The organism is Sphingopyxis sp. NFH-91, assembly GCF_021401285.1.
GTDB classification, from domain to species: Bacteria; Pseudomonadota; Alphaproteobacteria; order Sphingomonadales; family Sphingomonadaceae; genus Sphingopyxis; species Sphingopyxis terrae_A.
Genome location: NZ_JACBGA010000008.1, coordinates 113,680 through 122,013 on the forward strand (window position 1 = coordinate 113,680; position 8,334 = coordinate 122,013).

Annotated in this window: 8 protein-coding genes; 3 read left to right on the top strand and 5 right to left on the bottom strand. The window is 65.4% G+C overall.

The genetic code is table 11. The features are described from left to right. Nucleotides 1–159: 159 nt before the first annotated feature. A complete protein-coding gene (locus tag L0963_RS16700) occupies nucleotides 160–861 on the top strand; it encodes an extensin family protein (RefSeq protein ID WP_234180619.1) in 702 nt (233 codons plus the stop codon). A gap of 57 nt (nucleotides 862–918) precedes the next feature. Further along, nucleotides 919–1,791 (top strand): LOG family protein, encoded by an 873-nt coding sequence (locus tag L0963_RS16705; protein ID WP_234180621.1) that lies wholly within the window; start codon nucleotides 919–921, stop codon nucleotides 1,789–1,791. A 54-nt stretch (nucleotides 1,792–1,845) separates the two neighbouring features. Here the strand turns inward: L0963_RS16705 and L0963_RS16710 are convergent, their stop codons facing one another. Together L0963_RS16710 and L0963_RS16715 are read right to left on the bottom strand one after the other, a co-directional pair. Continuing rightward, nucleotides 1,846–2,289 carry a c-type cytochrome gene (locus L0963_RS16710; protein ID WP_234180623.1) on the bottom strand — a complete coding sequence of 148 codons (444 nt, stop codon included), beginning with the start codon at nucleotides 2,287–2,289 and terminating at the stop codon, nucleotides 1,846–1,848. Further along, nucleotides 2,289–2,942, bottom strand: a complete 654-nt coding sequence (locus tag L0963_RS16715) for a c-type cytochrome (protein WP_058812808.1) — start codon at nucleotides 2,940–2,942, stop codon at nucleotides 2,289–2,291. Before L0963_RS16715 ends, L0963_RS16710 begins: the two co-directional genes overlap by 1 nt. Nucleotides 2,943–3,118: 176 nt before the next feature. On the opposite strand from L0963_RS16715, the gene L0963_RS16720 reads away from it, so the two are divergent. Then, on the top strand, nucleotides 3,119–4,009 hold the full coding sequence (locus tag L0963_RS16720; protein WP_234180624.1) for a prephenate dehydratase: 891 nt from the start codon (nucleotides 3,119–3,121) through the stop codon (nucleotides 4,007–4,009). A gap of 6 nt (nucleotides 4,010–4,015) precedes the next feature. Here L0963_RS16720 and L0963_RS16725 read toward each other — a convergent pair whose 3' ends face one another. The 3 genes from L0963_RS16725 to polA all read right to left on the bottom strand — a co-directional run bounded on the left by L0963_RS16725 (nucleotide 4,016) and on the right by polA (nucleotide 8,142). Then, a complete protein-coding gene (locus L0963_RS16725) occupies nucleotides 4,016–4,690 on the bottom strand; it encodes a CDP-alcohol phosphatidyltransferase family protein (RefSeq protein ID WP_062768855.1) in 675 nt (224 codons plus the stop codon). 150 nt (nucleotides 4,691–4,840) lie between these two features. After that, a complete protein-coding gene (locus tag L0963_RS16730; protein ID WP_234180626.1) occupies nucleotides 4,841–5,332 on the bottom strand; it encodes a hypothetical protein in 492 nt (163 codons plus the stop codon). Further along, a complete protein-coding gene (polA, locus tag L0963_RS16735; RefSeq protein WP_234180628.1) occupies nucleotides 5,329–8,142 on the bottom strand; it encodes a DNA polymerase I in 2,814 nt (937 codons plus the stop codon). Before polA ends, L0963_RS16730 begins: the two co-directional genes overlap by 4 nt. Nucleotides 8,143–8,334: the final 192 nt, after the last annotated feature.

An 8,334-nucleotide genomic window follows, 5' to 3' on the forward strand; every position in this document is an offset into this window, starting at 1 on the left:
TTGCAGAGAGCTCGCGCGGCGTTGGGACCGCGTGGCCCGGCGCCGCGTTTAAGCCGGTGCGCGCAACTGTCAAACAAAATGCGCGGAACGTGCGAAATTTCCGGCAAGCCGCGCCAAAGCTTTACGCCCTGTTAACCAAGATGTCGGTAAATTGACGCCATGCCGATCCCGCCGTTCCTGAAGCCCCGGATCCTGGTCGCCGCAACCGCGGCGCTGACGCTCTCGGCCTGTTTCAGCACCCCCGACGTGATGAAGCGGAGCGATGCCAAACGCCCCGCCGCGACCAAGCAGCAGCGGCCGCAGACGATCGGCGCCGCATCCTTCAGCAGCCCCGAGGCGCAGCAATGCGCCTTTGATCTCAAACAGGCGGGGGTGCGCTTCACGCCGCTGCCCGATCAGGATCATGGCGGCGGCTGTACCTCGATCGATTCGGTCAAGCTGCTCGACATCGGAACCCCGGTGACGAACCTCGGCCCGATGACCTGTCCGCTCGCGAAGAATTTCGCCGCCTGGGCGCAATATGCCGTCCGCCCCGCGGCGCGCAAATTCTTCGGGCAAGAGGTGGTGAAGATCGAAACCTTCGGCACCTACAGCTGCCGCAACATCTATGGCGGCCGGTCGGGCCGCCTGTCGCAGCACGCCTATTCCAATGCGATCGACGTGTCGGGTTTCGTCCTTGCCGATGGACGCCGGATCATGCTCGACGGCGGATGGAAGGGCGACCGGGCGTCGCAGGACTTCCTGCGCGCACTGCACAGCTCGGCATGCCGCCGCTTCGGCACGGTGCTCAGCCCCGACTATAATGCCGCGCATTACAATCATTTCCACATGGACATGAGCGGCAACGGCTTCTGCCGCTGACCAAGCCCGCGCGCGGGCGTCTTGGCAAAGTCATACGAAGCGGCTAGCCGTCCGCTAATGACAAAAGATAAACAGACCCATCGTTCGCGTTTTCACAAAGCCAAAGACGACGCACAATTCGCCCAGCAGGCGACCTCGACCCCGCAGACCGCAAGCGAAGCCTATAAGCTCGCATTTCAGGACACCGACTTCCTGTTGCGCGAAGACTTGCGTCCGGTGCGGTTTCAGCTCGAACTGCTCAAGCCCGAACTGCTCCTCGACGAAGCGAAGATCGAATCGACGCTCGTCATCTACGGCTCGGCGCGTATTCCCGAACCCGATCAGGCCGACGGCCTCGAAGCTGCGGCGACCGACGATGCGTCGCGCAATATCGCGCGGCGTCTGAAGGCCAAGGCGCGCTATTATGACGAGGCGCGCAAGCTGGCGCGGTTGGCGAGCCAGGTTCCCGTCGATGCCAATGGCGATCGCAATTTCGTCGTCTGTTCGGGCGGCGGCCCGTCGATCATGGAAGCGGCCAACCGCGGCGCGGCCGACGAAGAGCGCGAATCGATCGGCCTCAACATCGTGTTGCCGCACGAACAGGCGCCGAACCGCTATGTCACCCCGTCGCTAAGCTTCCAGTTCCACTATTTCGCGCTTCGCAAGATGCACTTCCTGCTGCGCGCGCGTGCTGTCGCGGTCTTTCCCGGCGGCTTCGGCACCTTCGACGAAATGTTCGAGCTGCTGACGCTGATCCAGACTGGCAAGATCAAGCCGATCCCGATCGTGCTGTTCGGCAAGCAGTTCTGGAACCGCGTCGTCGATTTCGAGGCGCTGGTCGAAGAGGGCGTGATCAGCGCCCGCGACCTCAAGCTCTTCACCTTCGTCGAACATGCCGAAGAGGCCTGGGACGTCATCCAGAGCTTCTACGCCAACGCCGATCATCACTAGGACCAGGAACCCCGAGGGCTTGGCCCTCGGGAAGCGAACGCCCAACGGATCGGGCTATTTCGACTGGTCTTCGAGGTAGAGAATCAGCGCCTGGCGATCGGCAGCGTCGATGACCCCGGCAAAGGCCATGCGCGTGCCGGGGACGGTCTTCATCGGATCGGCAAGATAGATATCGAGTGCGGCGGCGTCCCAGACGCCGCCCTTTGCCTTCATCGCGCCCGAATAGGCAAAGCCCGGATGCGACGCGACCGGGCGGCCGACGATACCGTGCAGGTTCGGGCCGATACCGTTCGGGCCATCCTTGTCGATCGTGTGGCAGGCGGCGCAGCGCTTGAAAATCTGTTCGCCCATCGCCGCGGTCGGCGCGACGGCGGGCGTAGCCTGAGCCGCGGTTTCAGCCGCTCGCGCATCGCTCGCCGCCGTGTCCGCCGGCGGTGCGGCCTTGCCGCAACCGGCAAGGGCCAAAACGCCCGCCAGAAGGACGGGCGCGCGGCGCATTATTTCTTGGCTTCGGCGGGCGCGGGAGCCGCGCCTTCCGCCGGGGCGGCGGCCTTGTCGCCTTCGGCGGCCGGTGCCGCGCCATCCTTGCCCTCCGCCGGAGCGGCGGCATCGGCAGCCGGTGCCGCTTCGGGCGCGGGCAGCGGCAGGTTCGAACCCTGCGCGTTCAGATAGACGATCAGGTTGGCGCGATCCTCGGGGCTCGACAGGCCGGCGAACGACATTTTCGTGCCTGCCGCGAACTTGCGCGGGCTGGTCAGCCAATGGTCCATCTTTTCGAAGTCCCAGTTGCCGCCGACGCTCTTGAGCGCGTCGGAGAAGGCGAAGCCGCCCTTGCCCTGACCGATGGCTTCACCCATCGTGCCGTAAAGATTGGGGCCGATGCCATTGGCGCCGCCCTGATTGATCGTATGGCAGGCGGCGCATTTCGCGAACACCGCTTCGCCCTTTGCCGGATCGGCGGCTGCGAGCAGGTTGGGCAGCGGCACCGCCGCCGCGCCGCCGCCGCCACCGGCTTCGGCATCTTCGATAGGAAATCCGGGCTTTTCAGGGGCATGGCTCGCACCCAGCATGCCGGTGCCGATCGTCAGGCCCAGCGCGCAGATACCGGCGAAGAGAGCCCAGCCGGCGATAGTATTGTTGCGGTCGTCCATGTCAGGCCCCGTTCGCTGGCGCCCACCCCGGGCGCATCGATTGATTTGGACGCTCCCTTACTTGGGCATGGGCGGGGGCGCAAGGGGATGAAATGTCCCGGCGGCATGCGCACGTTCGGTTGCCTCCGCATCGCGGGGCCGCTATGCGCCGCGGCGCGGTTTTCTGGAAGGCGTTCATGGGCAGCTATTCGGCTTCGGCACAAAGACTGGTCGACACGATGACGGCGGCGGCGCTCGCCGATCCCGCGCGGGGGCTGGCCTTTCAGGGCGCGCCCGGCGCGAACAGCGACCTTGCGGCGCGCGAATTCGACCCGCAGGCGCTGCCGCTGCCCTGCTACAGCTTCGAAGATGCGATCGAGGCGGTGCGCGACGGGCGCGTCGACCGCGCGATCATTCCGATCGAAAACAGCCTGCATGGCCGCGTCGCCGACATTCATTTCCTGTTGCCCGAATCCGGCCTGTCGATCGTCGGCGAACATTTTCTGCGCATCCGCCACGGATTGATGAGTCGCAATCTTGGCCCCGTCACGCGCGCGATGAGTCACGAACAGGCGCTGGGACAGTGCCGCCACTGGCTGCGCGCGCACCATATCTCGCCGATCGCGCATAGCGACACCGCGGGCGCGGCAGCCTGGGTCGCCGACAGCGACGAGGTCGGGCTGGCCGCCGTCGCGCCGCCGCACGCCGCCGATCTTTACGGGCTGACGCTGCACGAATCGGGCATCGAGGATGCCGATCACAATATGACACGCTTCGTCGTGCTGGCGCGCGAACCGCTCGCCGACATGCCTGCCGATGTGCCTCGGATGACGACCTTCATCTTCGAGGTGAAGAATATTCCGGCTGCGCTCTACAAGGCGCTGGGCGGCTTTGCGACCAATGGCGTCAACATGACGAAGCTCGAGAGCTATCAGGACGGCGGCAGCTTTGCCGCGACCAAATTCTATGCCGATATCGTCGGCGCGCCGGGCGAGGAAAATGTCGACCGCGCGCTGGAGGAACTGGATTTCCAGACCAAGACGCTGCGTCTGCTCGGTACCTACCCACAGGCGCGCGTCCGCGGCTGATCGGCCTCAGGGTTCGCGGCGCGACAGGGTGCGCGCCAGCGTCAGGCTCTGGATCACGAACAGCGTCACCAGAATGCTCGCCACGCCGAGCCCGAACAGGTCGAGCGGCGAGAAATGGCTGCCCAGAACGCGCTCGTCGCCGAGCGCAGGCATCGCGAGCGTCAACGCCATCAGCATCAGCCGCAATTCGGTCGGCCCGCCCGCAAGGTAGGAAAGGCGAAATTCGCCGACGACCTTCGCCGCAAGGAAAGTGTGGATCGACAGCAGGAAATAGCCAACAACCCCCAGCAGCGCGACATCGAAGCGCAGGAAAGGGCTCATCCCCATGCTTGCGACCATCAGGAAGGTCGCGATCGCATCGACGCTATGGTCGACGAAATAGCCATAGGTCGGCCGCTCGATCTTGCGCCAGCGCGCCAGGCTGCCATCGAGCGAGTCGCCGAACCAGTTGACGACATAACCCACGAGCGACAGCGCCAGCCAGCCGCTGCCGAGCCAGCTCAGCAGATAGCCGCTTGTTACCATCAAGGCGCCCGCGAAGCCGAGCAGTGTGAGCTGGTCGGGCGTCACCCAGGCGGGCAAACGCGCGCATAGCCAGTTGAGCAGGCGGCGCTCGCCGCGTGCAAGAATATTCTGCTGGATACGCGTCGCCACCGGCGCGCGCTTGTCCGCATTGTTCATTGGATGTTCGCCTTTTCCGGCCCCATCACATATCTGCGCCCTGTCATCAAATTGTCATAGGCTCCGCGCCGCTACGCGCAAGCCTTAACCCGCGCGGCCGGGCGCAGGCGGAGCGCGCTTCGGCGCCCGTCTCGCGCGGTCAGTGCGGTTTCAATCCTGCCAAGGGCCGATTTCGCCGACGTCGCCGACGGTGCGAAAGCGCACCGCGCCATCGACCCATGCCACTTCCCACATCGGTGCCGGGCGGGCCCATTCGCCGATCACGAACAGCGGCAGGCGGTTCGCGGCGACGAACGCCAGATCGTCGGCGGTCGGCCCGGGAATGATCGTTTCCATCCGCTGATGCAGCCGCACCACCGCCAGCGTCCCCGGCGGCGGCGCGGGCAGCGACTGCCGTGCCGGAAAGGCAAGGCTCGCCATGACCGCGGGATAGCCTTTGCCGTCGCGTGTAAGGAGCAGGATCTTGTCGGGATTGGCATAGGGGCCACCGGTCGGCCGTCCCGCGACCTTGCGCCCGTCGATCGCCGCAAATTCGCGCAGATCCTGATCGGCGACGGGGGACGGGGCCGTCGTCTCGACGCCCGGGGCTGCGGCTGCAGGACCGGCTGCCTGCACCGCGAACAACAGGAGCGCAGCGATCAATGCGCGTCGCCCCAGCTCTTGCCGGTTCCGACCTCCACCTCCAGCGGCACCGACAGCGTCAGGACCGGCTCGGCGGCGGCGGCCATCACGCGGCGGATCACGGCGCCGGCGGCTTCGGCCTTGTCCTCGGGTGCCTCGAAGACGAGTTCGTCATGGACCTGGAGCAGCATCTTCACCTCATCCAGCCCCGCCTCGGCGAGCGCTACGGGCATGCGCGTCATCGCGCGCTTGATGAGGTCGGCGCTGGTGCCCTGGATCGGCGCGTTGATCGCCGCGCGTTCGCTGCCCTGGCGTTCGTTCTGGTTCGCCGCCTTGATGCGCGGGAACCAGGTCTTCCGACCGAACAAGGTCTCCGTATAGCCGCGCTCGCGCGCGCGCTCGAGCGTGCCCTGGATATAGTCGGAGATGCCGGGGAAGCGCTCGAAATAGCGGCTGATCAGCGCTTGCGCCTCGTCGGGCGTGATTTCAAGCCGGCCCGCAAGCCCCCAGCGCGAAATGCCGTAGAGGATCGAGAAGTTGACCGTCTTCGCCTTGGCGCGGGTGTCGCGATTGACCTCGCCGAACAATTCGATCGCGGTCGCGGCATGAATGTCCTGACCCTGCGCGAACGCCTCCTTGAGTTCGGGGACATCGGCCATATGCGCAGCGAGGCGCAGTTCGATCTGGCTATAGTCGGCGGCGATCAGCATATGGCCCGGCGCGGCGATGAAGGCATCGCGGATCTGGCGGCCGACTTCGCTGCGGATCGGGATATTCTGCAAATTGGGATCGGTCGACGACAGCCGCCCGGTCTGCGCGCCGACAAGGCTGTAGCTGGTGTGGACGCGCCCGGTCTTCGCATTGATCTGTTGCTGCAGCGCGTCGGTATAGGTCGATTTGAGCTTGGCGAGTTGCCGCCATTCGAGGATCATGCGCGCGATCGGCACGCCGTCGCGTTCGAGCCTTTCGAGTTCATTCTGGTCGGTCGACCAGTCGCCCGACTTGCCCTTGCGCCCGCCCTTGAGGCCGAGCTTGTCGAACAATATCTCGCCGAGCTGCTTGGGACTGCCGATGGTGAAGGGCTGTCCTGCCTCGGCATGGATCGCGGTTTCCATCCGCGCCATTTCCTGCGCGAATTCGCCCGACAGGCGCGCCAGATAATCGCGGTCGACCATGATGCCCGCGCGCTCCATCGTCTCGACGACGCCGGCAAGCGGCCGGTCGACCATCTCGTAGACGCGGGTGCCGCCTTCGAGCGGCAGGCGCAGCTTGAGCAGCCGCCACAGTCGCAGCGCGACGTCGGCATCCTCCGCGGCATATTCGGTTGCGCGGGCGAGCGGGACTTCGGCGAAACTGATCTGCGATTTGCCGGTGCCGCACACCTCCTTGAACGACAGGCAGACATGGTCGAGATGCAGCTTTGCCAGCTCGTCGAGGCCGTGACCATGTTGGCCCGCATCGAGCGCGAAGCTCATCAGCAGCGTGTCGTCATAGGGCGCGACGCGGACGCCATGCTGGGCCAGCACGCCGATATCATATTTCAGATTGTGGCCGACCTTCAGCACCGCTTCGTCGGCGAACAGCGCGCCTAGGCGGGCGATGGCGTCGGCCATCGCAATCTGGTGGGGCTTTTCGGCGAACATGTCGGTGCCGCCATGGCCGAGCGGGATGTAGCAGGACTGCCCCGGCGCGATCGCCATGCTGACGCCGACCAGCTCGCCGGTGACGCTGTCGAGGCTCGCCGTTTCGGTATCGATCGCAACGACATGCGCCGCCTTCGCCGCCGCGATCCAGCGGTCGAGCGCGTCGAGGTCGGTCACGCATTCATAGGCTGCGCGGTCGATCGCCGGCATGGCGGGCAGCACCGGCGTCGTCGGACCGGAAGGCGCTACCGCGGCGGGCGCAGCGCCGGCGCGCGGTAGCGTGGGCGGCCCACCGGGGGCGACGCCATTGTCGAGCTTGGCGGAAAGCGAGCGAAAGCCATGTTCGTCGAGAAACAGCTTGAGCGGCGCTGGCGGAATCGCGCCGAGCTTCAGACTGTCGAGGGTGTCGGGCAGCGGGCAATCGCGCTTCAGATCGACCAGCACGCGCGACAGTTCGGCCATCGCGCGATGCTCGATCAGATTTTCGCGCAGCTTCGACGCTTTCATAGTCTCCGCCCCGTCGAGCGCCGCGGTCAGATTGCCATATTCCTGGATCAGCTTGGTCGCGGTCTTCGGGCCCACGCCGCGCACGCCGGGCACATTGTCGACGCTGTCGCCCATCAGCGCGAGGACGTCGCCGACGAGGTCGGGGGAGACGCCGAACTTCTCGTGCACCGCGTCGATCCCCAGCCGGACATTCTTCATCGTGTCGAGCATGTCGACATGCGGTCCGTCCGCGGGTTCGCGGATCAACTGCATCAGATCCTTGTCGCTGCTGACGATGGTCACGTCCCACCCTTCGCGCACCGCGGCCTCGGCATAGGAGGCGATCAGATCGTCCGCCTCGAATCCCTCCATTTCGATGCAGGGCAACGAGAAGGCGCGTGTCGCGTCGCGGATCAGCGGGAATTGCGGGCGCAGATCCTCGGGCGGTTCGGGACGGTTCGCCTTATACTGATCGTAAATCTCGTTACGGAACGACTGGCTCGAATGATCGAGGATGACCGCAAGGTGCGTCGGTCCGTCCGCGTCGTGCAGATCCTTCGCGAGCTTCCAGAGCATCGTGGTGTAGCCATAGACCGCACCGACCGGCACCCCGTTCGGGTTCGTCAGCGGCGGCAGGCGATGATAGGCGCGGAAGATGTAGCTGGAGCCATCGACCAGATAGAGATGATTCTTCTGTGACATGGCGCGGGGTGTAGCAGGGGGAAGGAAGGCGGCCTAGCTATGTCGGCGTGCTGTGTTGCGGAGGGTCTGCTTTGGGGTGATGGGGTGGACGCCCCCCGGCGGCATCGATGTGCCATAGTGGAGGTGTTATCACACCACTAGAGGAGGCGTCCGTGTTGGAAGTTAGCATAATCGGATTGGATATCGCGAAGA

Coding starts and splice junctions, on each gene's coding strand:
- L0963_RS16700 (WP_234180619.1), top strand. CDS start 160: ATGCCGATCCCGCCGTTCCTGAAGCCCCGGATCCTGGTCGCCGCAACC.
- L0963_RS16705 (WP_234180621.1), top strand. CDS start 919: ATGACAAAAGATAAACAGACCCATCGTTCGCGTTTTCACAAAGCCAAA.
- L0963_RS16720 (WP_234180624.1), top strand. CDS start 3,119: ATGGGCAGCTATTCGGCTTCGGCACAAAGACTGGTCGACACGATGACG.
- L0963_RS16725 (WP_062768855.1), bottom strand. CDS start 4,690: ATGAACAATGCGGACAAGCGCGCGCCGGTGGCGACGCGTATCCAGCAG.
- L0963_RS16710 (WP_234180623.1), bottom strand. CDS start 2,289: ATGCGCCGCGCGCCCGTCCTTCTGGCGGGCGTTTTGGCCCTTGCCGGT.
- L0963_RS16715 (WP_058812808.1), bottom strand. CDS start 2,942: ATGGACGACCGCAACAATACTATCGCCGGCTGGGCTCTCTTCGCCGGT.
- polA (WP_234180628.1), bottom strand. CDS start 8,142: ATGTCACAGAAGAATCATCTCTATCTGGTCGATGGCTCCAGCTACATC.